Annotated in this window: 18 protein-coding genes, 1 tRNA gene and 1 CRISPR repeat array (1 of these 20 running past the window's edge); of the genes, 10 read left to right on the top strand and 9 right to left on the bottom strand. The window is 52.5% G+C overall.

What is annotated here, in order from left to right; genetic code table 11:
- A CRISPR array of direct repeats spans window positions 1-834; the repeat unit is 32 nt; unit sequence GTCGCTCCCTTCGCGGGAGCGTGGATTGAAAT; it reaches 3,446 nt to the left of the window's first position.
- Between the two features lie 241 nt (window positions 835-1,075).
- From PG722_RS11155 to PG722_RS11140, 4 genes are read left to right on the top strand one after another with little or no spacing between them, the layout of a single operon-like run.
- Entirely contained in the window at window positions 1,076-1,750 is a 675-nt protein-coding gene (locus PG722_RS11155; protein WP_270580574.1) for a cysteine hydrolase family protein, read from the top strand.
- Window positions 1,751-1,797: 47 nt separating this feature from the next.
- Window positions 1,798-2,067 (top strand): hypothetical protein, encoded by a 270-nt coding sequence (locus PG722_RS11150; RefSeq protein WP_270580573.1) that lies wholly within the window; start codon window positions 1,798-1,800, stop codon window positions 2,065-2,067.
- 15 nt (window positions 2,068-2,082) lie between these two features.
- Window positions 2,083-3,627, top strand: coding sequence for a sodium:solute symporter family protein (locus tag PG722_RS11145; RefSeq protein ID WP_270580572.1), 1,545 nt, complete (start codon window positions 2,083-2,085; stop codon window positions 3,625-3,627).
- A gap of 20 nt (window positions 3,628-3,647) precedes the next feature.
- Window positions 3,648-6,437 carry a molybdopterin-dependent oxidoreductase gene (locus tag PG722_RS11140; protein ID WP_270580571.1) on the top strand — a complete coding sequence of 930 codons (2,790 nt, stop codon included), beginning with the start codon at window positions 3,648-3,650 and terminating at the stop codon, window positions 6,435-6,437.
- 96 nt (window positions 6,438-6,533) lie between these two features.
- On the opposite strand, the gene PG722_RS11135 is transcribed toward PG722_RS11140, so the two are convergent.
- Entirely contained in the window at window positions 6,534-7,490 is a 957-nt protein-coding gene (locus PG722_RS11135; RefSeq protein WP_270580570.1) for a ketopantoate reductase family protein, read from the bottom strand.
- 203 nt (window positions 7,491-7,693) lie between these two features.
- On the opposite strand from PG722_RS11135, the gene PG722_RS11130 reads away from it, so the two are divergent.
- Entirely contained in the window at window positions 7,694-10,870 is a 3,177-nt protein-coding gene (locus PG722_RS11130) for an ATP-binding protein (protein ID WP_270580569.1), read from the top strand.
- A 271-nt stretch (window positions 10,871-11,141) separates the two neighbouring features.
- Here PG722_RS11130 and PG722_RS11125 read toward each other — a convergent pair whose 3' ends face one another.
- Together PG722_RS11125 and PG722_RS11120 are read right to left on the bottom strand one after the other, a co-directional pair.
- Complete coding sequence (locus PG722_RS11125; protein ID WP_270580568.1) at window positions 11,142-12,428, bottom strand: vWA domain-containing protein; 1,287 nt, start codon at window positions 12,426-12,428, stop codon at window positions 11,142-11,144.
- A 31-nt stretch (window positions 12,429-12,459) separates the two neighbouring features.
- Window positions 12,460-13,428 carry a leucine-rich repeat protein gene (locus PG722_RS11120; RefSeq protein WP_270580567.1) on the bottom strand — a complete coding sequence of 323 codons (969 nt, stop codon included), beginning with the start codon at window positions 13,426-13,428 and terminating at the stop codon, window positions 12,460-12,462.
- 540 nt (window positions 13,429-13,968) lie between these two features.
- Here PG722_RS11120 and PG722_RS11115 point away from each other — a divergent pair.
- Together PG722_RS11115 and PG722_RS11110 are read left to right on the top strand one after the other, a co-directional pair.
- Complete coding sequence (locus PG722_RS11115) at window positions 13,969-15,336, top strand: TrpB-like pyridoxal phosphate-dependent enzyme (RefSeq protein ID WP_270580566.1); 1,368 nt, start codon at window positions 13,969-13,971, stop codon at window positions 15,334-15,336.
- 223 nt (window positions 15,337-15,559) lie between these two features.
- Window positions 15,560-15,636: transfer RNA gene (locus PG722_RS11110), tRNA-Arg, on the top strand.
- 196 nt (window positions 15,637-15,832) lie between these two features.
- Here the strand turns inward: PG722_RS11110 and dinD are convergent.
- From dinD to PG722_RS11080, 6 genes are all read right to left on the bottom strand, one after another.
- Entirely contained in the window at window positions 15,833-16,696 is an 864-nt protein-coding gene (gene dinD / locus PG722_RS11105) for a DNA damage-inducible protein D (RefSeq protein ID WP_270384637.1), read from the bottom strand.
- Window positions 16,697-16,880: 184 nt separating this feature from the next.
- Window positions 16,881-18,269: a tyrosine-type recombinase/integrase gene (locus PG722_RS11100; RefSeq protein WP_270384636.1), complete on the bottom strand. Its 1,389-nt coding sequence runs from the start codon at window positions 18,267-18,269 to the stop codon at window positions 16,881-16,883.
- A gap of 61 nt (window positions 18,270-18,330) precedes the next feature.
- Window positions 18,331-18,570 carry a hypothetical protein gene (locus PG722_RS11095; RefSeq protein WP_118361329.1) on the bottom strand — a complete coding sequence of 80 codons (240 nt, stop codon included), beginning with the start codon at window positions 18,568-18,570 and terminating at the stop codon, window positions 18,331-18,333.
- 121 nt (window positions 18,571-18,691) lie between these two features.
- Window positions 18,692-20,320 (bottom strand): DNA primase family protein, encoded by a 1,629-nt coding sequence (locus PG722_RS11090; protein ID WP_270580565.1) that lies wholly within the window; start codon window positions 20,318-20,320, stop codon window positions 18,692-18,694.
- Window positions 20,298-20,837: a hypothetical protein gene (locus PG722_RS11085; protein ID WP_270580564.1), complete on the bottom strand. Its 540-nt coding sequence runs from the start codon at window positions 20,835-20,837 to the stop codon at window positions 20,298-20,300. The genes PG722_RS11090 and PG722_RS11085 overlap by 23 nt, the downstream gene beginning before the upstream one ends.
- Window positions 20,838-21,310: 473 nt before the next feature.
- Window positions 21,311-22,870, bottom strand: a complete 1,560-nt coding sequence (locus tag PG722_RS11080) for a hypothetical protein (RefSeq protein ID WP_270580563.1) — start codon at window positions 22,868-22,870, stop codon at window positions 21,311-21,313.
- Between the two features lie 205 nt (window positions 22,871-23,075).
- Here PG722_RS11080 and PG722_RS11075 point away from each other — a divergent pair, with 205 nt between their 5' ends.
- From PG722_RS11075 to PG722_RS11065, 3 genes are read left to right on the top strand one after another with little or no spacing between them, the layout of a single operon-like run.
- Entirely contained in the window at window positions 23,076-23,288 is a 213-nt protein-coding gene (locus tag PG722_RS11075; RefSeq protein WP_270580562.1) for a hypothetical protein, read from the top strand.
- 24 nt (window positions 23,289-23,312) lie between these two features.
- Complete coding sequence (locus PG722_RS11070) at window positions 23,313-23,630, top strand: DUF960 family protein (protein ID WP_270580561.1); 318 nt, start codon at window positions 23,313-23,315, stop codon at window positions 23,628-23,630.
- A 24-nt stretch (window positions 23,631-23,654) separates the two neighbouring features.
- A complete protein-coding gene (locus tag PG722_RS11065) occupies window positions 23,655-24,749 on the top strand; it encodes an amidoligase family protein (RefSeq protein WP_270580560.1) in 1,095 nt (364 codons plus the stop codon).
- Window positions 24,750-24,875 lie beyond the last annotated feature (126 nt).

Raw genomic sequence — 24,875 nt, 5'->3', positions numbered from 1 at the left:
TGCAGGTCGCTCCCTTCGCGGGAGCGTGGATTGAAATTCGACCTTGTGATGAGCATTATCAAGGACGGTCTGGTCGCTCCCTTCGCGGGAGCGTGGATTGAAATCTTTAGCGCGTGATGATCGACCTGTTGCCGTATCAGGTCGCTCCCTTCGCGGGAGCGTGGATTGAAATAGGCCTGCGTGCACGGAAATTTGGAAATGACTTTGTCGCTCCCTTCGCGGGAGCGTGGATTGAAATGACCAGCTTCGCGGCGATCGCGCTGACGCACTGCGGTCGCTCCCTTCGCGGGAGCGTGGATTGAAATGCAACTGCTATTGCTGCGGCGGTAATCGCGGCATCGTCGCTCCCTTCGCGGGAGCGTGGATTGAAATTGCTTGCTGGAGGCGGTGATGACCCAGTGACCCTGTCGCTCCCTTCGCGGGAGCGTGGATTGAAATTGCACCTGCACGAGCCGCCCTGCCCATCGTCCGGTCGCTCCCTTCGCGGGAGCGTGGATTGAAATGATGTTGCTATAGATATTCCGGTTGCTCGATCGCGGTCGCTCCCTTCGCGGGAGCGTGGATTGAAATAGCATTGTTGTTAATCTCTGCCGATGCTGTCTGCGGTCGCTCCCTTCGCGGGAGCGTGGATTGAAATCCCAGTCATTGGCGGCGGGCACACCATCAAACAGTCGCTCCCTTCGCGGGAGCGTGGATTGAAATATCCTTGCATTTGTTGGACTGCTCGACCAAACCACGTCGCTCCCTTCGCGGGAGCGTGGATTGAAATGCAACAGGTGCAGGGGTCAGACCGGTGACACAGGTCGCTCCCTTCGCGGGAGCGTGGATTGAAATCATGGTAGTGTACGCCTTGGCGGCCTTGCTGTCGTCGCTCCCTTCGCGGAGCGATGGCGATAGCCGCATCACCATCCTCCCGCCCAACCTCGCCCCAGTCCCCCACCCTTACAATCTTTCACCCACCCCGACCAAAACATTTGCACATGTCATGACACATGTGCTATAATAACTCCAATACCGCTATTGACAGCGCCGCACAGATTGCTGCGGCGTTTTGCCGGGGAAGGAGAAAAATCAAATGAAAGCATACTTTGACAGCATCGAAAAGGAGGTTTCGGAGCAATTACAGCAGGTTTTCCTTAATCGCCGCGATACAGCTGTCATTACGATCGACATGCACGATGGACACCTGTCAACCGACCCGGACTGTCCATGTCCGTCTCCGCGAGGACGCGAGATCATCGAACCGCTCAATCATTTCATGAACGAAGCACGCGCGCTCGGTCTGCCAATCATCCATGTCCGCTCAACGCTGCGTAAGGGCGGTGCAGACGAAAAGCTGTTTCCGTCTGCGTGGCGCATGGTGTTTCCGGTTACGGTCGGTGAGATTCCCAACATCGCAGAGCACGCCATCGAAGGCACACGCTGGAACAGAATGTCCATCGACGTACACGACAAGGACTACATGGTAACGACCAAAAAGCGCCTGAGCGCGTTCTATCCGACCGATCTGGAACTGCTGCTGCGCAACCTCGGCATCCGCCGCGTGGTGCTCACCGGCTGCATGACCGACTGCTGCGTTATCAACACCGCCTTCGATGCCGCAAACCGCGACTTCCGCGTCGTCGTGCCGCGCGACCTGACCCGTGGCTCCGAGCACCTCGAAGAGCCTGCGCTGCGCATGATCTCGCTGCATCTGGGACTTGTCGTGGATTCGGATGCGCTGCTGGATGAATGGCGCTCTCAGGACTAAATGCATACCTGAAATTACATATAAACAAGAAAACAAGGTGACACAAAATGAAAATCGGCAGAACAGAGAAAATCTGGCTGGCGTCTGTGCTGTTCTTCTGGGTATTCTATAATTTCCCGGGATTCCCCCCCTACGGCAGCGAGACCGCCTGCATCATACACGGTCTGATCAGCTTTGTCGGCACGGTGCTGTCCGTGTATATCGGCTGCAAGCTGACCGAAAAGGAGTATCCTCTGATTGAGGACGAGGAACAGGACGAAACGGCAGAGAATATGACGCCTGCCGCTTCCGAAACGCAAAAAGAATCGGACAAATAAAGGATAACAGAGAAAATGACAACACAGGGTTTACTTTCAGGCAAAACGGTATGGATCGTTTTTGCGGCATATTTTCTATTTTTAATTGCCATCGCGCGCTACACCACATGGAAGGAAAAACGTGACGCAGGCAAGGTCGATCTGCAGGGCGGCCGGTTCAAGTGGCCAGTCATGGTCATGACCTATATTGCCTCCTGCATGAGCGTCTGGGTATTTTTCGCAGGTCCGGGCGCGTATTACCGCTACGGACTGGGCTACTTCTTCTCGGAGATGTGCATCTACTCCATGTTCCCGATCATCTGCTACTTCACGATGACCAAGGTATGGCTGGTCAACCAGCAGAAGCACTTCACCACCCCGGCGGATTTCTTCTTCTGCCGCTACAAGTCCAAGGCGCTGACCGTTATCATCGACATTGTTTACATTATCTGCGCCGTGCCGTTTATCTCGGCGGTACTGGTAGCCGGCGGACGCGCGGCTGAGGTGGCCACCGGCGGCGCGGTATCCTCGCAGACGTTTACGCTCATTTGCGGCATTATCATGACGGTATTCGTCATGCTCGGCGGTGTAAAATCCACCGCACTGGCGGATGCTGTACAGGGTTGGTTCTTCATTCTGGCGTTGTGGGCAATTATTTTCGTAACGCTCAAGATCGTATTCAACGGCTCGATCATCGAGGCGTTCCAGACCGTCCGTGTTCAGACGCCGGACTGGTTCTCCTACCCTGGTCCGATCGGTATCTGCACCTATCCGTCGCGCGTCAGCTATCCGCTTGCGTGCGCGTTCGGCTACACGCTGCTGCTGCCGCAGGTCTTTGTGCGCTCGGGCTATTACAGCGCGGGTCTGAAGGACCAGCGTCAGATGGCTTTCCTTGCACCGTTCCTGCAGATCATTGTCTGGGGCGGCACAATGCTCATCGGTCTGGTAGCACTGGCTGCCATGCCGAATCTGACCAGCTCGGAGACCGAACTGGTTATCCCGTATATGTGCAACATCATCGCGGGCACGCACGGTCTGCTCGCGCAGATTTTGATGATCGTGTTCCTCATCGGCGTACTGGCGGTCGGTCTGTCCACCGCAAATGCGCTGCTGATGGTCATGTCCTCTATCATCTACAAGGATCTGCTCGTCGGCATCGCTCACTGCAAATTCAAGGCATCCGAAACCTCGGTTATCCGCGTGGTGATTCTGCTGTTCGGTACCGTAACGGTTGCCGTATCGCTCATGCACTGGGAATACGTCTACAATCTGATGATTTTCGCGGATTCCCTGGTCGAATCGCTGTTCCCGGCGCTGGTATTCGGCATTTACTGCAAGTGGGCAACCCGAAAAGCCGCTATCACCTCGATTTCGGTCGGTGCGATCATTATCTGCCTGACCTTCTTCGTCTGGGATCTCGGCTATGTGTGGTACGGCACGATCGGTCTGGCGACCGCGTTCGTGCTGATGTATGTGGTCTCTAAGCTGACAAAGGATGACCTGAAGGACAGCGAGGACTTTTACGAGGCGCTTGACTCCGGTCACAGACGCTTCATGCGCATCAAAGCAAAAATCAAGTAACAGCAGGAGGGCGAAATCCCATGCTACGATTTACGCTCAATGGCACACAAATTGAAATAGAAGACGGCGAAAACCGCACATTGCTCGAATATCTCCGCAATGTAAAGTGCATGAAGGGCACAAAAGAAGCCTGCAGCACCGGTCACTGCGGCGCGTGCAGCGTACTGGTGGACGGCAGGCTGACACGCTCGTGCGTGACGCTCGTGCACCGATTGGACGGCAAAGCCGTCGAGACCATCGAAAACGCACCGAACGACACCATGCTGCAGGTGATTCAGCACTCGTTTCTTGATGTCGGCGCCGTGCAGTGCGGCTTCTGCACACCGGGCATGGTGATGGCGACAAAAGCGCTGCTGCTGCACCATCCGGCTCCGACCGAGCCGGAAATCTACGACGGACTGAAAAACAACTACTGCCGCTGCACCGGCTATGTCAAGATTATCGAGGCGGTCAAGCTGGCAGCGGCGCGGCTGCGCGGGGAAGATCCGGATATTGACAGCTTCCGCAGCCATGAAAGCACGGTTATTGTGGTTGGTGAAAATCAGGTCGTGCCCGAAATCACCGGTTCCGCGGTCGGTAAGTCGGTCTGGGATGTAGACGGCATGGACAAGACCGGCGGCAAACTGAAATTCTGCGACGACCTCACCGCGGAGGACATCGGCGCGGATACCCTGCTGCATGGTGCATTTGTCTGGGCGCCGGCACCGCACGCAAAGATCAACGCGGTGGACTACTCCGCCGCCGAACAGGCAGAAGGCGTGGTGCGCATCGTGACGGCGGCTGACGTGCCCGGCATGAACAAGGTCGGCACATGGACACCGGAGCAGCCGGTCTTTTGCACGGATGAGGTGCGGTTTCTCGGTGACCATCTGGCGCTGGTTGTCGCGGATACGGCGGCGCACGCGAGAGCGGCCGTCAAGCTGGTCAAAATCGACTATGAAGAACTGCCCGGTATCTACACCATGGCGGACGGCTACCGCAAAAACAGCTTCATCGTGCACACCGGCCGCGTCAGCGGCGATGTGGAGCAGGCAAAGCAGCGGACGGACATTGTCAAGCTCAACGTCTCCAAGGATATTGAACCGCAGGAGCACGCCTGCATGGAGCCGGTTTCGGCTATCAGCATGGTGCAGGACGGCAAAACGATCCTCTATTCCTGCACACAGGCGCCGTTTGAAATCCGCAGTATGCTGGCAAAGATTCTGGACAAGCCTGAGGAGGATATCCGCGTTATCGTAACGCCGCTCGGTGGCGGCTTCGGTAAAAAATGCGACTCATTTCTCGAAGCACCGGCGGTTGTTGCCGCTCACGCCTGCGGCAAGCCGGTCAAGATTACACTGACGCGCAAGGAGGATTTGATCCTCACCACCAAACGCCACGGCTACCATACGGATTACGAGATCGGCTTTACGCCGGACGGCAAGTTCCAGTATCTGGACTGCCGGATGTTCTCGGACGGCGGACCGTACGAGTGCGAAAGCTACGGCACGCTGATGACCGGCGCGCTGATGAGCGGCGGCCCGTACATCATTCCCAATGTCAAGGTGGAAGGCTCGGCGATCCGAAACAATAATCTGCAGGGCGGCGCGTTTCGCGGCTACGGCATCAATCAGGCGGCGATTTCGATTGAGACCTCGATGGATATGATGGCGGAAAAGCTGGGTATTGACCCGTTTGAACTGCGCCGGCGCAATGCCGTCTATCCGGGTGCGACCTCGGTCGGCGGTGAGGTGCTCAAATACAGCATGGGTATGATGGATACCATCAATCAATGCGAAAAAAGTTTGCGAAAAGCACTCAAGGAATACGAAGGCCAGTATCCCAAGGGCAGCAAGGTACTTGGATGGGGCATGGCCTCGGGCTTTAAGAATGTCGGTGTCGGCAAGGGTATTTTCACCGATGACGGCGCGTGCAAGCTGATTCTGCAGGGCGACGGCCGCCTGCACATGATCGTTTCCGGCACGGATATGGGACAGGGCTTCCGCACAGCCATGACGCAGATCGCGGCGGAAACGCTCGGCATGAATATCGCAAATATTTACATCACCAACGGCGACACCGAGCTGACTATCCCCACCGGTGAGTCGGTTTCCGAGCGTCAGACGCTGTGCGGCGGCCGTGCGGTATATGAGGCGTGCGTCAAGCTCAAGCAGGATTTAGACAGCCGTCCGTGGCGGCCGGGCGAAGAACGCCGCGCGGAATACTATTATGCATCCGACCCCTGCTTTGCCATCGGCGATTTTGAGGGCGCAAAGCAGCGCGGTGCAAAATACCGCAATTTCCCGGCATATGCATATGCCACGCAGGCCGCTATTGTCGAGGTAGACAAAGAAACCGGCGAGGTCCGGCTGCTCAAAATCATCGCGGCACACGATGTCGGCCGCGCCATCAATCCGCATATCATCGAGGGACAGATGCACGGCTCCTGCTCGATGGGACAGGGCTACGCACTGACCGAGGGATATCCGACGAAAAACGGCTATCCGGTCAAGACGCTGTACCGTCAGCTGGGTCTGCCGCGTGCCGAGGATACGCCGGATTACGAGATTATTTTAATCGAGGACCCGGAACCGCAGGGCCCGTTCGGCGCAAAAGGCATTTCCGAGGTTGCGACCGTGCCCGTCACACCGGCGATTCTCAACGCCGTGTCGCGTGCCATCGGCGTGCGCATCAATAAGGTTCCTGCGTCGCCCGAGGTCGTGCTCGAGGCCATCCGCACCGGCAAGTGCGAGGTGCCGACCATGGAGCAGCAGCTTCAGGCGCTCGAAAAGGATTGCGAATGTCACCGTTTGTCGGACGGTATGCAGTGAAATTGTCGTTATTGACAATGACAGTCGAAACAGCATCACCACCTATAGCGCAAAGACCCGGAATCTTTTTCGGAAGATTCCGGGTCTTTGCCGTTTTCACTTATTTTCCGTCTGTTTTTTTACCGCCTCTGCGATTTTGCGATACTCCGGCACATCCACGCCGTACTGCTCCGCCAGACGCACAACCTGATAAATCAAACCATCCACCTCGGACTGCTTGCCGGCTTCCATATCGCGCTGCATAGAGGTAGACGCGGTCGGTGCAAGCGCATCCAGAATGCGCAGGTTGCGCTCGACCAGCTCCCCCGGCCTGCTCTCCAGCGGAATACCCATCTTGTCCGCCAGCGCAACGACCTCTTTCATCAGGCGTACAAAGCTGTCGCGCACCTCGCCCGGATGCTGCATTTCCGCAGCTTTCGCGTGATAATACTGTCCGCAGGCCGCATTCGGCGACACATACGCAAATTTGAGCAGCGTGTCGCGCTCGACATACGGAGAATAAACCGGGTCAATTCCGGCGTTTTTGAGGTCAGTCTCGACCTGCTGCAGCACTGGATGATCGGTCTTGTGGCTCGGCAGTCCGTACACGATACGGCAGATCGCACCGTGCTTCTGAATGACGCCCGGCGCAATCCTGTTGGCCGAAATGTAGATGCAGCCGTCCGTGACGAGCAGCTCAGGCAGCTCCGCCTGCAGGGCACGGCCCGTGCCGTAGATGTTGAGCACCGGAATAACTACCGTGTCCCTGCCTGCTGCCTTGCGGATGAACGGTACGGTATCCGCGAGAGAGTATCCCTTGACACACACGAAAATCACATCCGGCGCGGGAGCGCCCTGTTCCCTCGCGGCAAGAAAGCCGTCCATGTCGATCGCCTTGACCGGAATGCTCTCGCGCTCATTTTCTCCGGATACAAGCGTCAAGCCGTGCTCCTGCAGGACCGCAAGATGCTTTCCGCGTGCAATAAGCGTGGTATCCGCACCGGATTTGCTCAAATACGCGCCTACCGGTCCGCCAACGCCACCGGCACCGATAATCATATAACGCAGCTTCATCCTCTGTTCCTCCGATTGCTTTTTCTGCATTATAGCACAAAATCGGCAATGTATCCACAAGTCTGTGGATATCTCTGTGAAGCGCGTGATTCTCCGCTTCTGTCATTGCATCTGTTCCCTTTTCACGATATAATGATTTTATATATTCTCACCCGTCTAATTTGTTCGACAAAATTCGACAGCCTGCAAGGAGGTCATTGCACATGGCTGGCAACCCCAAAAAGAAAAGCACCGGCATCGTCAACGCCGCCATTGGCGCGCTGGCAGTCGTGCTGGCTATATTGATTGTCTGGATGATGAACCTCGTTTCCGGTATTCAGGGCACCGCGCGTATCATCAACTACGCCGGACTCGTGCGCGGCAAGACCCAGCGTATCGTCAAGCTGGAAATCTCCGGTCAGCCACAGGACGGCATGATCGCAGATATTGACGCGTTTATCGACGGACTGCGCTTCGGCAGCGACGAGCTCAGCCTCGTGCGGCTGAACAATGATGCCTTCCAAAGCAAAATGCAGGAGCTGGACGACTATTTTCAAGCACTCAAGCAGGAGATAGGCCGCGTGCGCGCAGTCGGCTCAAATAACACAGACATCATTCCCATCAGCGAAACCTTTTTCGGCATCTGCGACGACGCGACCGGTCTGGCAGAGGCATACTCACAGCGCAAGGCAACCTCGCTTTCCGCTCTGGAGAAGTACATCACCGCGGATATCGTTGTGCTCATGCTGCTGATCGGCTACCAGCTGTTTCAGGCGCTGCGCACGGCTGCGATGAACCGCGCTCTGCAGCATAAGGTCTATCTGGATGCCGCGACCGGCCTGCCCAACAAGAACAAGTGCGAGGAGCTGCTCGACGATCCGACGCCGCCTGCGCCAGAAACCGGCGTGTGCAGCTTTGACCTGAATAATCTGCGCCGCATCAACAACAGCATGGGCCATGAGGCCGGTGACGCATACATCCGGCGATTTGCGGTCGCGCTGCGTGCGGCCATGCCCGAGGAGCATTTTGTCGGCCGTGCAGGCGGCGATGAGTTTCTCGCGGTAACGCACGGACCGGATGCCGATGCGCTGCAGAAATTGCTTTCCCATGTCCGTAAACAGCTTGCTGAGGAGTCCCGACAGCATCCGGATACGCCGCTCAGCTATGCAGTCGGCTTTGCGCTTGCATCGGACAATCCGGACAGCAATATGCGCGATCTGTTTGACCTTGCGGACAAAAACATGTACATCAACAAAAACCACGTCAAGCGCGAGGAAGCCGCCGCCGAAAAGCGGCTGGATTTTCAGCTGCTGAAGCAGGTCAACCGCCTGCACCGCAGCTTTTCCGACTGCCTGTACTGCGATGCGCGTCTGGACACCTACCGCACCATCCGCGCGTGCGAGAGCTTTTTTCTGGCATCGGACGGCAGCTACACCGGCGCCGTCGAGCAGATTGCCGAGGAACAGGCTGCTAAAAGTGAGCGCAGCCGCGTCCGTTCTGCGCTGCAGCTTGACGTACTGCAGCGCAGCCTGCACAGCGCAGAGGATACCCTCGAACTGCAGTACAACGCGGCCGATGAAAGCCGCTACAGCCGTTTGACCGTTCTTCCGATTGACTGGGATGAAGCCGGTGTGCTGCACCACTTTATCCTCGCGTTCGAGACCATCCGGCTGAACGCCGACCAAGCCATCGACCCGAAGGAGCAGCTGACGCTGTACTACGAGCAGCTAAAGCAGTCTATCCTCGAGAACGACAGCTATGTGGACGCGCTGCTCGATATGGCGGGCACAATCTACACGGTAAACCTCACGCGCGACACCCTCGAGCGCAACATTTCACCTGCGGGCAAGAGTGATTCGGACCGGGCGCTGTTCCTCGACTACCCGCTTCCCTGCTCCTACCGCGACTACTGCGACGAGTACCGCAAGCGCGTCACACCGGCAACACTCGGCAGCTACCGCACGGCAGATACCAGTGCCCGTCTGCTCAAGCGCTTTGCCGCCGGTGAAAAACACATCACGGTGGAGTACTGCGTGCAGGAGGATGACGGCGCTATCCGCTGGGTACAGAAAACCGTGCTGATGACGCAGACTACCGTGTTTGATCCGGAAATCAATGCCGAAATGCCGATGGTCACGGCGATTATCCTGCTGCAGGATACCTCGCAGATGCACGCCCGCGACGAGCAGGAGAACGCCCGTCTGCAGGCCGCCTTCGATGAAATGCGCATTGCGAACCGCACCAAAACCGAATTTCTCTCGCGCATGAGTCACGATATCCGCACACCGCTCAACGGCATTATCGGTCTGCTGCAGGTGGACGAAACCCACTTTGATGACAAGGCGCTGCTGCTGGAAAATCACAAAAAAATGCAGATTTCCGCCAATCACTTGCTGTCGCTCATCAACGATGTGCTGCAGATGAGCAAGCTGGAGGAGGGCACGACCGTCCTTACTCACGAACGTATCAGCCTGGTGGAGCTGACCCGCGATATCATTACCATTATCGTCGGCCGCGCCGAAGAAGCCGGCATTGAGTGGGAGTACGAAAAGGACAAATGCATCATTCCGTACCCGTATATTTACGGCAGTCCGCTGCATCTGCGGCAGATTTTCCTCAATATTTACAGCAACTGCATTAAATACAACCGTCCCGGCGGTAAAATCACCACCCGTACGGACTCGCTCGGTGAACAGGACGGCAAATGCATCTACCGCTGGACGATTTCGGATACGGGTATCGGCATGAGTCCGGACTTTGTTGACCATATTTTTGAACCGTTCACGCAGGAAAAGCAGGACGCGCGCAGCTATTATCACGGCACCGGTCTCGGCATGACCATCACCAAGGAGCTTGTCGACCGGATGGGCGGCTCGATTGCGGTCACGAGTCAGCTTGGCGTCGGCTCCACCTTCGTGATCACCCTGCCGTTTGAAATTGCACCGTCTCCCGAGCAGACACCGGACGCACATGCCGCGCCGGATATCAGCATTGCAGGCTGCAGGCTGCTGCTCGTCGAGGACAATGCCCTCAACGCCGAAATCGCACAGATCCTGCTGACCGACGAGGGAGCAACCGTAACCGTCGTCACGGACGGCAAACAGGCTGTGGAAATCGTGCAGAACAATCCGCCGGACACCTTCGACGCGGTTCTCATGGATATAATGATGCCTGTGATGAACGGCATTGACGCTGCGAAGACCATTCGCTCGCTCAACCGCCCGGACGCGAAAACGCTGCCCATCATCGCCATGACCGCAAATGCCTTTTACGAGGATGCACAGAAGTGCCTCGCCGCAGGCATGAATGCCCATCTGGCAAAGCCGCTGCAGATAAAGAAGGTCAAGCAGACGATTGCCGAATGGGTGAAAAATAACCGATCTGCAAAAAAGGACGCGTAAAGCGTCCTTTTTGATGCTGTCAAAAAACTATCGTTTTTCGAGCAGCCTCTCGCTCGAAACCACGCTTTCGAGCGAATACTGAAGAAAAACCGCGCCCTGCGGGCACATTTTTTCTTCCCTTGTATAAATTCCGAGATACATGCTCCCGGAATTTATGAATTTGCTTCGCAAATTCTATTTTATGCGTGCTGCCGCACGAAACGTAAAAATTAAAATAATACTTTTTTGACAGACTGAAAGGACGCGTAAAGCGTCCTTTTTCATTCTACTTTCATTCTACGGCCAACGCATCCTCACTGATTACCGCTCGAATCCCCCAGGACGGCACCTTATCCGGATAGGCTTCGCCTTCGAGCATGACAAACGCCGCATCGTACTTCGGACGTTTTTTCGGATAGATGCCGAGTCCGTCCGTGAAGTACAGCAGGCCGCGCAGATGGCGGAACGCGCCTTCGGCATTTAAGCGGTCAACGTGCTCGAAAACCGGACGAAAATCGGTCGCAGACTGACCGATCAGTTCAAAATGCTCCATATATTCCGCAAGTTCCCGCGCATTTGTCACCTTTTTGTCCGAACGCAGCTGATCATCGCACTGCAGAATACGCAGGTTGAAATGCCGGAAAAAGCTGGTGTTCTCCTGCAAAAGCTCATAGGTGCGGCTGAGGAACGCACGCACGAGTTCACCCGAGGTGGACATCGAGGTATCGATAGCGATGACGAAATCCTCTATTTTCCGCACCTCCCGCGTTTCTAACGGCTCGATCAGCGGCATATTTCCGAAATGACGCAGTCCGTAGGCGTAATAGCCGTAGTCGAACGAATCCGCATCCACCGAGACCTCCTCCCGCAGAGCAGCAAACCGGCGCAGGAACGCGCGGAAATCAGTCGTTTTGCGGGTGGAAACGGCAAGCTGCTCCCGCACAGCCTGACCGCCTTCCGCCTTGTTCGCGAAAACCGTCTCCATCGCGGTCTGCGTGCGCTCGGCCTGCTGCTGCCAGCGGCGCTCCTGCTGATCGTCGTCCTCCTTGTACCACAGCGTGTGCTCGTCTGCCGCAAACACGCGCGTGAGCGTGGCACAGTCATACGAATTCAGCCGCGTGCGGCGAAAGTGGCGATAGACCGCCTCAGCCGTCAGGACCGGCAGCTCGTCCTGCAGTTCACGGTAGATATTCTGCCGCCGAACTGACACCTTTTCAGCCTGCAGGCAGCGGTAATCCAGTGAATCCAGCATGCTTTCGACTGCAATATCGCACGACAGATCCCACAGATCGGCATCGCGTCCGCGTGTCTTTCCGGGATGGCGCAGCAGACAGTGGAACAGCGTGTGCAGATAGGCGCGGTTGACGTTCGCGCGGGAGCGCTCGTACTGCTGCGCCAGCCAGGCACCGCTGAAAAACAGCACGCGCGTGTCGGTAGCGAGCGTGGGTGTATCGTAACCGTCTGCCGCAGGAAGCGCCGCCAGCGCGGAATCGAGGAACGGCAGGTTCATGTACAGTTCGGTGCGGGCGGAAAACAGGATTTCGCGTCCGATAGAAGTCCAGCGGGAGGACTGCGACATAGAAAACATCACCTCACAGGTTCATCTTGCATCATAGATCAAACGATTTTGCCCGTCCTTTGGACTGGGTTCTGCCCGTAGCGGCCAGCAGAACGGACAGCGCTGCCGTCTGCTCTGCTTCGCGGGCAGACGTGCACGCGGCATCCACATCGGCGGCAGAGAGCACACCGAGCGACAGCAGGAAGGTCAAGGCAGCGGTCTCGCCTGCCTTGGCGCAGGACTGCGCCAGATTGCCGCCGTGGGTGCGTAAAACCGCGAGATAGTCCGCTTTTGCGGCATCCGAGAGCGCAAACGGTACGGCAAGCCGCCGCACGGCTACGCGTGCCGCGACCGAAAAATCGTGCCGCTCGAGCAGTTCGCTCAGGGCAGCATCATACTGCCGAAAATTCAGCACACCGCTGTCAAAGCACTGACGGTAGCTGTATCCTGCACCGTGAATGCGCCGCTGAAAAATATGCGCCGGACTGAGATCCTCCAGTTCCTCGACGTACTCGGGGAACAGCAGCCGCGCGTGCTCATCAAACCGCACATCGAGTTCTCCTGCGTACTCGCCGAGCAGCCTGGGCAGGCAGGTCGGCGCAGATGGTGCGGCGTGCAGGATGACTTCGCGCAGGCTCATGCAGTTCATCAGCGCACCGCCGCCGAACTCACTCACCGAATCCGTCAGTTCGATGCGTTCAAGGTTTCGGCAGTTATAAAATGCATAACTGCCAACACTTTTTGCATCCTTCGGGAGCGTAACCGTGCGGATAGCCGCTGCATTGTGCTTCGGCTCCGTGCCGCCGCAGGTAATACGGACAGCGAACGTGTCCTTGCCTGTCAGATCGGGGGCCCGCTCGCTGAGTACATACGCGCCGACCTCGGTAACAGGCACACCGTCTATCTCATCCGGCAGACGCACAATATCGTCCTGCGTTTCGCACCGCAAAAGCGCAATGCCGCCGCTCACACTCCGCGAACAGGTCTGCCGCAGTTCGTTTTCGCCCTCGATCACCCGCATTTGCACTCATGTCCTTTCCGCTTTTTCATTCTGCTACCCATTATAGCACAGTGCGCAGAAAAAGACGATACCGCGGCCTTTATTCTCATAATAATAATTTATAACAGAAATAATATATTGTTTTTCGCAAATCGCACTTGACAATCCACTGTTTTGCGAATATACTGTGACCATACCAAGTAAACCAACACAAACCAATGACGAAGACGAGTAGCAGGGAGACCGAACCTCCAAGAGAGCCGCAGGCGGTGCGATTGCGGCAGGCAAGGACCGTGTGAATGGACTTCAGCAGGGCAAGGCGAACGGCTTCGGCCAAGTAACTGCGACGGGGACTCCGCCCGTTATCAGGGGAGCGCGCATTGTTTGATGTGTGAGCAGAGTGGACGCAGTTTGCGTCAATCTGGGTGGTACCGCAAGAGCGTATTCGCTCCTGTCCCAAGAGAAATCTGGGACAGGAGCTTTTATTTTGTAAAACAAATTGAGAGTGAAGCTATTCACCATCTCTCCACTCTATCTGAAATTTGTAAAGGAGCAATCATCATGGCTAAGATCCCCCACAGACTTTATTTGACCGAAGACCAAATGCCCAAGCAGTGGTACAACCTGCGGGCGGACATGAAGGAAAAGCCGGACCCGCTGATTCATCCGGGCACGCACCAGCCGCTGCCGGAAGAAGCGCTGTATCCCATCTTCTGTCAAAAGCTGGCACACCAGGAGCTGGACAACGACACCCGCTACATTGATATTCCCGAGCCGGTGCTCGATATGTATAAGCTGTACCGTCCGTCTCCGCTGTGCCGCGCGTACAATCTGGAGAAGGCGCTGGACACCCCGGCTAAGATCTACTACAAGTTTGAGGGCAACAACACCTCGGGCAGCCACAAGCTGAATTCCGCGATCGCACAGGCGTACTACGCCAAGGAACAGGGCCTCAAGGGCCTTACCACCGAGACCGGTGCCGGTCAGTGGGGTACTGCACTCTCTGAGGCATGCGCGTACTTCGGACTGGATTTGAAGGTATTCATGGTTAAGGTCTCCTACGAGCAGAAGCCGTTCCGCAAGGCCATCATGCAAACCTTTGACGCGAATGTAACGCCGTCTCCGTCCAATACGACCGAGGCAGGCCGCGCTATTCTGGCACACGATCCGACCACCGGCGGTTCGCTCGGCTGTGCGATTTCTGAGGCCGTTGAAGTAGCTACTACACACGAGGGTTACCGCTATGTACTCGGCTCCGTGCTCAATCAGGTGCTGCTGCACCAGTCCATCATCGGTCTGGAGAGCAAGCAGGCTATGGAGATGCTCGACGAGTATCCGGATATCGTAATCGGCTGTGCCGGCGGCGGCTCCAACCTCGGCGGCCTGATCTCCCCGTTCATGCAGGATAAACTGCTCGGCAAGGCTGACCCGCGCATCATTGCGGTTGAGCCTGCGTCCTGCCCGTCCTTCACGCGCGGCAAGTACGTTTACGATTTCTGCGATACCGGCCACGTTACACCGCTGGCCCGCATGTACACGCTCGGCAACGGCTTCATGCCCGCGCCCAACCACGCAGGCGGTCTGCGCTACCACGGCATGAGCCCGATCCTCTCCAAGCTGTACCACGACGGTTATATGGAGGCGGTTTCGGTCAAGCAGACCGACGTATTTGACGCAGCAGTTCAGTTCGCCAAGGTGGAGACCATTCTTCCGGCGCCAGAGTCCAGCCACGCCATCCGCGCCGCAATCGACGAAGCACTCAAGTGCAAGGAGACCGGCGAAGCTAAGACCATTCTGTTCGGTCTGACCGGTACCGGCTACTTTGATATGGCAGCATACGAGGCGTATCACACTGGCACCATGCGCAACCACGTTCCCACCGATGAAGAACTGCAGGTCGGCTTCGATACCATTCCGCCGCAGGAATAAAACGCAATATAAGGTATATGGCAGACCTCCAACTTCTCTGCTGTATATAGCCGCCTGTTCCCCCACAGGCGGCTTTGTTTTGCCGAAAACAGGTTTCCGAAAAAACTTTCAAAAAATCTGAAAATAATTGTTGACATCAGGGCCCACCCGTGATATTATAATAAGGCAGTCAGCGAGAGCGACAAAGCGAAACGCCGACAGCAAAAGAAAATAGATCGTGTATGCGCCAGTAGCTCAGCTGGATAGAGTGTTTGGCTACGAACCAAAAGGTCGGGGGTTCGAATCCCTTCTGGCGTACCAGATCAACCGGTTATTTCGTAAGAAATGACCGGTTTTTCTTATTTTCTGTACAAATAGAAATCGAAGAAAAAATTTTTACCGTCTATTTACCGTCCATGCGGACATAGCAAAAGCCTCAGACATTTTATCGTCTGAGGCTTTTGTTCTATCTCTCTTTTGTTAAAAGTGGTTTTTCAAATCAGCAGACTATGCTCTATCAACAGCCCTCCTCGCTATCCGGCAGCTTTCCAGACTGTGCCGCCAGTTTCTTTTCCTGAGATTTTACACGCCGCTCCAGCTTTTTAATATCTTCCGCAGGCGGCAGATTCTCCGGCTGAATACCACGCTGTCCCAACATATCCCGCACGGAGCGATTATTCTGCACGTGCTCACCGGTAATATCACGTTCCCCTCGAAGGTCTTTTTCCTCTACGTTGTAATTGGTCATTTCTGCCGCAAGGTTCTTCGCTGCAATGGAAAGTGTCGGCAGAAAATCAGCCAGCGGGCGACCGTCCTTTACGCCAAGCCGCTCTTTCATCTCCTGTGTCGTATAACCGCCAAACAGCGCCTGATCGCCTTTAGAGCGAATACGGCCGAATCCTGCATCATCTACACCGCGCTCATAAATGTTCTGCGAAAGCCGCTTTTCCGATTCTCGCAATCTGCCGCGCGCCTCTGTGCGCTCAATCAGAGAAATACGTTCTTCGATCAGTTCCTGCTTGCGGGTTTGAACAGCAAAATAGCTCTGTGCAAATGCAATTTCTTCTTTTTTCGGATCGCCGTTCTGTGCAATCAAATAGCAAGCATAGCGCGTCAGCATATAGTCCTTGACTGCTCGCTGCGCTCCCTTGCCGACAGTTATCATTTTCGTGACCTCACGAAAATGATCCTGCACTGCTATCCCGCTTGTTTCACAGGATTCGATAGCACGAACGATTGCTTTCGCAAAGTTCTCCCATCGTTCATATCCGAGGAGCGACATCAGATCGCGTGCATACCAAAATTCAACACCCGCTTCTTGATCGCTATGTATTACAAGGTCAAACCGTTCTTTGATTTGACCGACTCTCCTTTTATCCATTATCCATCCTCCAGCATATTCAACATTAGCTTTTCCGCTTTGTCTTAGGCTCTTATAGTTATATTATATTATTCAAAGCGAGTTTCATCAAGCCAAGGAAATCGCCGAAACCGGCCTGTTTCAGACAGGTTTCGGCATTTTCTCATGTTCTTGCATAACCAGATTACCGTATAGCCCACAGCTGTTATCCCTGTTTTGTGTGCAGTATCACATCAGCAAGACATTCACTGGCCTTGGTGCGCTCAGCCTCGATAATATGTGCATAGATATTATCCGTTGTGCTGACCTGACTGTGGCCCAGCATATTGGCGATCGTCACCACATCAATACCATTCGCAATCAACAGCGATGCTGCTGTATGGCGAAAAGCATGCGGATTGATATGCGGCAGATTATGCCGTTTGCTGAACTTAGTCAGCCATGAACCAATGCTGTCCGGATACATCGGCAGGCCATTATCCTGTGTGAACACAAAGTCAGTATCCTTCCAGTGCTCCCCTTTTACCAACCGCAGCTGATTCTGTTCAGCGCGATACCGGCGCAGCATCCGAAGTGTTTCGTCTGGCAGCGGAATATAGCGAACATTGCTCGTCTTGGTGGTATCTTCATACAGGCCGCAGTCTCCGGCATACAGCAGATTACTGTCGATCTTGATTCGATGATTCTCCCAATCGACCTTACTCCACTTCAGGCCCATAATTTCACCGCGGCGACAGCCGGTTATGATCAGCAAATGCGTAATCATGCGCCACTTCAATGGTTCTTCCTCTAACGCTTTGAGGATTTCTGCCAATACCTCCGGCTGGAAGTAATTGACCTCTTTACGCTTGACCTTCGGCGGCGTTGCCCGCGATGCTGCATTATATGGAACCAGCATCTCCCGCTCGGCCTGTGCCAGCACCACCCGAATAAAGCGATGATATTCCTTGATGGTCTTATTGGAAAGCGGCTCCATTGTCTTACCGACAATAAAGAGCTTGTCCAATGGTTCCTGCAATGCCTCTGCCATACGCTCTGCACTGTCCAGCTGGATATTTTGTCCGCGGCAGGCTACCGTTACCGTAGTATGCGAAACATGCGCCTGCTTTGCCAGTAAACTGCGCGATATATGATGCTTCTCCAGATATACGCCTAAATCCAGCTTGGTATGTACCCGCAGCTTTTTACTGCGGACGCCCTTCTCCATCAGCATTTTATAAAAATTATTCAAATGCTGCGGACGAATATCTGTCAACCGCATATACCCGATCACCGGAACAATTCGCCCCATCAAGTAACGATATGACTGAATCGTGCTGTGCTTAACGCCAGTCCTTTCTTTTAAGTCAATCACATAGGTCGCATACTCAGCAAAGGTCTGCTTATTGTCGATCAGAAAGCCCTGCTGGATTTTCTGTTCAAACTCAACAGCAATCTTCTGTGCTTCCCGCTCGGCACGTTTTTCCGACCACCCCTCTGGAACACGCCAAGTTTTATAATGCCGTATCTTGCGATAGTGCAAATCATATCCGCAATGTACGGTAATCAGATAGCTTACGCCACGTTTTCCTTCTTTTCGCTCAATAGTTGCCATATTGATCCCTCCTCATGGCAAGGGAGCGTACGCAACCGGTGTACGCTCCCCCATTGCTTTCTTACTGCTGCATCAGACGTAAAATCTGACGCTTTACTGCTTCGGGCGGTTCAGTACCCTCCTGCAATACCTTGATGACATTCGGATAGTACAGCAGTGCCTTATTGCCCGAATATGCGGCTTTCAGCGCACCGCTGCGAACTAAGCCGCGCAGCATGCAGACCGATACATGGTATCCTTCCTCCCGCAGGCGCTTATGGGTATTGGGAATGGTATCCACTTCAGCAAAACCCTTGTACATAATAGTTTCCTCCTTGGTATCATATATACATATATAATATATCATTATAGTATACTTTAGATGCGAACCAATCCGACAAATCATCAGTTGCTGCCGGATTTGCCGGATCAGCCGCATTTTTTTACTTTAACTGAATACCACGGTAGCCGCGCTGCGAGTTGGCACGGAAAGTCTCCAGTGGGAATTCGTTCTTGAGAATGAGGGAAAATGCTTTCAGCGTTCCGGACGAATATCCGTTTTGAAGGCAAAAGTTGCAGTAGCTCTCAAAAAGCTCATGCGTCGTTGCCTGAGCATTCGACACAAATTCGCAACATTCGTCTACGAACATACGGACCTTCTCATTGGAAGAGACCGGAACGAAACCATTCTTTAACTCTTCGGAACGATGGCATGCTGGGAAACGCATATTATCATCGAGAAATTTGCGATAATGTTTGAGCGCCCGCCCAATGATATAATCAGATCGTTTCAGCAGCTTATCTAACAAATCCGGATCACGTTCTTCCCGCTTGATCTGATTTTCAAACGGCACCAGAACCATACGACTCCAGAAGGCATCGTCAGTCTCACGCAAACGGGGAAGATGATTCCCTGCGAACAGAAATTTAATGAAGCGCGATTCTAGCCGGCCGAGTGCTCCAAATTTCTTCTCTGCTGTTACTACATCGCTGCCGCCGCTCGTCAGCTGTTTGAAAAGTCCAATATCTTTGATTATAACCGAAGGCTGATCCAAGCTGATGTTAGCTAGCTTGCCTTGCAGCTCTGCGCAATGATATTTTGCGCCGACCTCATTCAGCATGATATTTGCGCAGTTTTCCGTGCCAATTAGTCGCGTCACCAAGGTGCCAAACAGACTCTTACCGGTATCCGGCGGGCCATATAGATAGAAGAACGCTTTGAACTTCGCTTCCGTGCTCAACATTACGCCGAGCGTAGTCCAGATTAGTCGCTCAATTTCCTTATCGCCGCCGGAGGCCTGCTCGAAAAAGTCATCGACTACAGCACGTTCCGCGACATTTGCTTTAATCCTTTTATACTTTTTCGGTCGGAATTTCACTGCATTAGCAGTGATATAATAATCTGCCGGGCGACCATCACGCATAGTTTGATCCTTCACGTTGTATATGCCATCCGCAAAAATCACATCGTATGGATCATACTCTACATCATGTAAATCAATCTGGAGGTCTTTTTCTGTTTTGAGTTGCGTGATCGTACGTTTTAAAAACGACATTGCAACATCTCGCCGCAAATCTTGCGGGAGAGCGGCTTTGATTTCGGTGATGATCGCTTGATCGCTGAGTAAGCGATAGCACGGCGCTTGGAAAAGGTACAATCGCTCATCAACGATGGCCATCGGTATGAGGCCTTTTATATATTGCGTGAAGGCGTACTCATTCTCCAGCAAGCTGGCAGAAGCCTGTACCATCGGCGGACGCTTTATGATGGAGGCAACAGGGCTCTGATTCTGTTCATCATCTCCGAATAAATCCGGTAAATCCGGCTCATCCGGCAGAACACCCGCTGCAATCAGTTCATCTCTCTGGCGAGAGAGCGTCTGCAGCATAATATCGTTCGGGTCAAAATCAGATATTCCGTCTGAATCAAAATGCTCCAAAAGAGAAGCATTCTCCACATCAGAGCGAAGTGATGCTGCGGTTTCAGGTTGAATATCCAATTGCTCGGCTTGGAGTGTATCATCACTCCGAACGAGTGTCGGATTTCGATCATCGCGCAGAAAATTCGACATGTGCATCCTCCTCCTTTTCCTCTCGTTCCAGTTCCCACGAATGATATAATTCACACAATTTCTGATTGAGAAGCGGTTCGATCTCGGCTTTCAGCGCGGGGTTGTTTGTGTATGAAAAGCGAGCGAATTTGTTGTATTCGGCGTGAAGAATGAAGATATAGTCTTCCGCCCAAGCGACCAATAGCAGATTCGAAGCGAACGATGTCATTTCGACCGATTGTGTTGAAGGCTGAACGATGAAGTGTGCAGGAGCCGTGCAGTCTAGATACGCACCGAACTGCAGTTCATCGTCACCGCCTCCGGAATAATGAATCTGACCGAATTGGCTCATTGTCTTCCAGATTCCGTATACTCTTTCGATTCGAATCCTGCAGCCGTTTGTCATCAGAATGGCAATTGGCTTGCCCTTTTTCGTATACGTACCCCTGATAACAGCAAAGTTTTCTCCTGCGTTCGGGTCTTGCGCCATACGCAAATAGGCGTTGGCTGCGTCAGCCGCGGAATTTCGGTTTTTCATTTTTGGATACCTCCTTGTGATGTGGAAAGTATATCACGCATCGGGAAATATATAAAATGTGCATTTTTTAGTGCTATTACATGAAATACAGTACGATGTGAACATAATTCGGAACTTTTTGTTATCAACTTCAAATATTAGCAACTGATCGAGAAAAAACATACCAAAATAATTTTTTAGTCTTTTTGATTCAATGTTGAACAAAATAGACGTTATTGCAAGTATTTTTGTTCTTAATATGCCAAACGCAGGAGAAAATCGCTTATTTCACGATTTTCTCCTGCGTTTTATCTAAGGCAATACCGCATAATTGAACCAGAGCGATTTATGAGTGAATTTTGCGTACTGATGAAGCGCGGTTTCGTAGCAATACTTGCCGTATTGCAAGAAATCGGAACAAAATCAGAACACAAAATTTGCACAAAGCGCCGCAGCTTTAATTGTGCAGTGTTGCCTTATATTCTATATATCCTTTAGGTACGGTCTGCGCGACCACTCAACCCTAGTTGCTGAGTCAAGAATTTCTTATAATCGGATTTTATCTTTGAAAAGTCTGGGCGCTCATGAATCTCTCTCCACCATACCTGAGAAGCATTTATAACGGTTTCAGCGTCTAATAGAGAATCTTTCAACAATTCCTCTATGGTTGTGCACTTGGAGATATCCATGTGCTCCGCTTTTTGACAGAATCGTTGATTGGCATCACGAACATATCTATCTTCAGGGCACATGCTCGCTGGTACGATATCTTCCAGTTCGAGATCATCATGATCGGTATCTATAGTGTCACATGGACTACTATCTGAAAGAAAAGAAAATATACAATGATATGCTGACTTTTTATTACCTGATAAGGATTTTTTTATAGCATTATCCAGATCCTCTTGATCATTACAAACTTCGAGCGCATGCTTTCGGGTGCAATCTATTAAAGTTTCAAGCAATAAAGGGGAATAACACCAGTAAATAGATCGATTTAATATATCCCATGTATTGTTGTCGGCAGAAAATGCTTGCCGCTTTGCTTCTTCAATCCACGGTATTGATCTGTTTATATCAATATTCATAGGGATAACATCAATATTAGATTGAATTATGTTATTAATATATGCGATTATGGCCGTCATACCCACCGCGTATCGAAATTCAGACTGATCGATTACACCGTCTCCGTATTCACGATAAATATGGTACCAGAACATGCGTGTGACTGGATATTTTGCAAATTGATATGGCGGAGAAGTGATGGATTCTATCTCTATGCCGCCATAGACCGTTGCACGTCCTGCAAGAATTTGCACTAGAGTATCTTCGCATCGATCCTCACCGAGGCCTAAGAAATGCACAAAGTCATCGACTAGCTTCTGTTTCTTTTTCTTCGATAACTTGTTATACCCTTCCATAAAACTATCAGACTCATCGCATGCTATCTCCGGCCATTGAAAGCAGGAATATAAGCTGCTATGTTTTTCTACCGAATAGACGAACCAAGGATTTCCGTACAATATTGGCAGCAACGCTATCCACAAAAGCGTAGAAGAATCATGCCAATCTGCATAGTTATAAAGCAAGTAGTTTATGCGCAAAAAATCTTTTTCCATCCAAGAACGATAATATCGCACATCCTTAGATTCATCCTTGAGCAAACGCTTGATATGTGCATATTGTTTTGCACGATTGACTAAATTTATCTCCGACTGATTGCCGAATAACCAAATCGTATAATCGCTTACACTGTTCTTGGGAATATGATCATTCCCGTGCTTATTATCATAGTGCTTTACTTGATCAATAATGAGAGTCGCCATAATATCTGCACTAATAAATTCAGACAAGATTTCTGCTAATGAATGCTTTTGGTTATTATACATGGTGCTCTGAGTATTGAGCCAAGACCACACATCATTGATATATGGCCGTAGCACAGGGAATTCTTCCAATTTTCGCTCGAAAATATTCTGAATTTGGCGAACAGAAGTAGCTTTCTGTATGTGTTCAATTAAACCATTCAATGAAACATTATTAATATCCAATAGCGTGTTCTCCTCCTTTGTCGGCTATAATTATAGGGCAAGTTACTATATGCATATTGTATAGCGATGTGCATGAGAATTCAATATCTACAAAGAGTAACAAGCAGAATTTCATTGATATAATATTATTATGTATAATACCAAAATGCAGAAAGAGTCGTACGATCCCCTTTCTGTCTAAAATCATTATAATAGGAGGAAGAAAATGCAGCCAAACTATTTTACCTGCTTCTGCTGCGGTAAGAGCAAGCCAATCAATCAGCGCATCCTTCTCGGCGGGGATGCGCTATGCCACGCCTGCTCCGAGGAGTATACCACGCTCTGTGATCGCTGCGGCGAGCGGGTATACCGCAGAGATGCACGACAAGTCAATAACCGTACCGTTTGTCCACAATGCTGTGGGCAAATCCATCACTAATCCCACTGAGAGCAAATGCTTTCAGTGGGATTTTCGCGTTTTGAGGATGAAATTATGTTTGAAAATCCAAAGTATACCACACGCGGCGTGCAGGGTGAAATACCAGACTCTTTGATGCTTCTCATGTGGCAAATGATTGCTGCTATGCAGACTTCACAAAAAGATTATCTGCAAGTGTTCACATTGACGAAAACGCCGACGGGACAGCACATCGTCCATACACAGGAACAACCGCCGTATCGGTATGAACTTGATGTGCATTGTAAGTGCGCGGTAGATGCTAAAGTGTATGTCATTGATGACAAAACGCACAGCACCATGCTGTTAGCTTCGGAGTGTTAACCAACTGAAATGGAGGAATTACCAATGAAAGAAACTCGAATTTGTGCTAATTGTGGTATCGAGCACCCGCTCGATACCATGTACCAAGTAGAAGGTGACTGGCTTTGTGAAAGCTGTGCTGACCGTCTGACCGTAGTCTGCGACTACTGTAACGAGCGAATTTATGAGGAAAATGCTGTCGAGGACGATACACACACGCTCTGCGATCACTGTTTTGATGAGTATTACATCCGCTGTGAGGACTGCGGCCGCATTATCAGCCGCGACCGTGCCTATTGGGATAACGATGACAACGTCTACTGCTCCTCCTGCTGGGACGAGCATAACGACATTATCCATGAATACAACTACACCCCCGATCTCGTGTTTCACGGCAAGGGCCTGCGGCACTTCGACATTGAGCTGGAGATTGATAACGGCGGCACGGTAAACAATAACGCTCAAAAGTTGCTCGACATCGCTAACGCTAGCGCCGAAAACCTGTACATCAAGACTGACGGCAGTCTTGATGATGGTATGGAGCTTGTCACTCATCCCATGACGCTTGAGTACCACTTGAACGAAATGCCGTGGGCGGAAGTCCTCCGCAAAGCGCAGAGCATGGGGTACCTCAGCCACGCGGCAGGAACCTGCGGACTTCACGTTCACATTTCGCGTCTGGCCTTTGGCTGTACTTATGAGCAGCAGGAAGCCGCGATTGCGCGGTTGCTGTACTTTGTAGAGAAATTCTGGGCAGAGCTGCTGCGCTTCAGCCGCCGCACCCAGTCCCAGATGAATCGCTGGGCGGCACGGTATGGAATCCGTCTTACGCCATCCGAGCAAATGAGCCTCGCAAAGAATTCGTGTGCCGGACGTTACACAGCGGTCAACCTTACCAACTCGGATACTGTGGAAATTCGCATGTTCCGCGGTACGCTCAAGCTGAACACTCTCAAAGCCACCCTGCAGATGGTCAATCATCTCGTCGAGGTGGCTGTTTCTATGTCCGACTGTCAGGTTCAGGACATGAGTTGGTTTGATTTCCTTGACGAAATCACCGAGCCGGAACTTATCCAGTATCTCAAGGAACGCCGTTTATATGTCAATGAACCCGTTACTGCTGGCGCGGAGGAGGAATAATATGTGCAGTTTATTCGGTTTAATCGATTTTAAGGAGTGCCTGAGCACCCACACGAAGAACAAAATCTTGAACACGCTCGCCAGAGAGTGTCAAGTGCGCGGCACGGACGCGACGGGCATCGCCTA

This window comes from Butyricicoccus sp. OF27-2pH9A, assembly GCF_027693185.1.
GTDB lineage: Bacteria > Bacillota > Clostridia > Oscillospirales > Butyricicoccaceae > Agathobaculum > Agathobaculum butyriciproducens.
Note: the sequence above shows the minus strand (reverse complement) of the source record. Positions and strands in the feature narration are given on the sequence as shown.

Coding starts and splice junctions, on each gene's coding strand:
- PG722_RS11085 (WP_270580564.1), bottom strand. CDS start 20,837: ATGAAAAACCGAAATTCCGCGGCTGACGCAGCCAACGCCTATTTGCGT.
- PG722_RS11120 (WP_270580567.1), bottom strand. CDS start 13,428: ATGCGGGTGATCGAGGGCGAAAACGAACTGCGGCAGACCTGTTCGCGG.
- PG722_RS11115 (WP_270580566.1), top strand. CDS start 13,969: ATGGCTAAGATCCCCCACAGACTTTATTTGACCGAAGACCAAATGCCC.
- PG722_RS11090 (WP_270580565.1), bottom strand. CDS start 20,320: ATGTCGAATTTTCTGCGCGATGATCGAAATCCGACACTCGTTCGGAGT.
- PG722_RS11140 (WP_270580571.1), top strand. CDS start 3,648: ATGCTACGATTTACGCTCAATGGCACACAAATTGAAATAGAAGACGGC.
- PG722_RS11135 (WP_270580570.1), bottom strand. CDS start 7,490: ATGAAGCTGCGTTATATGATTATCGGTGCCGGTGGCGTTGGCGGACCG.
- PG722_RS11130 (WP_270580569.1), top strand. CDS start 7,694: ATGGCTGGCAACCCCAAAAAGAAAAGCACCGGCATCGTCAACGCCGCC.
- PG722_RS11125 (WP_270580568.1), bottom strand. CDS start 12,428: ATGTCGCAGTCCTCCCGCTGGACTTCTATCGGACGCGAAATCCTGTTT.
- dinD (WP_270384637.1), bottom strand. CDS start 16,696: ATGGATAAAAGGAGAGTCGGTCAAATCAAAGAACGGTTTGACCTTGTA.
- PG722_RS11150 (WP_270580573.1), top strand. CDS start 1,798: ATGAAAATCGGCAGAACAGAGAAAATCTGGCTGGCGTCTGTGCTGTTC.
- PG722_RS11155 (WP_270580574.1), top strand. CDS start 1,076: ATGAAAGCATACTTTGACAGCATCGAAAAGGAGGTTTCGGAGCAATTA.
- PG722_RS11075 (WP_270580562.1), top strand. CDS start 23,076: ATGCAGCCAAACTATTTTACCTGCTTCTGCTGCGGTAAGAGCAAGCCA.
- PG722_RS11095 (WP_118361329.1), bottom strand. CDS start 18,570: ATGTACAAGGGTTTTGCTGAAGTGGATACCATTCCCAATACCCATAAG.
- PG722_RS11100 (WP_270384636.1), bottom strand. CDS start 18,269: ATGGCAACTATTGAGCGAAAAGAAGGAAAACGTGGCGTAAGCTATCTG.
- PG722_RS11145 (WP_270580572.1), top strand. CDS start 2,083: ATGACAACACAGGGTTTACTTTCAGGCAAAACGGTATGGATCGTTTTT.
- PG722_RS11065 (WP_270580560.1), top strand. CDS start 23,655: ATGAAAGAAACTCGAATTTGTGCTAATTGTGGTATCGAGCACCCGCTC.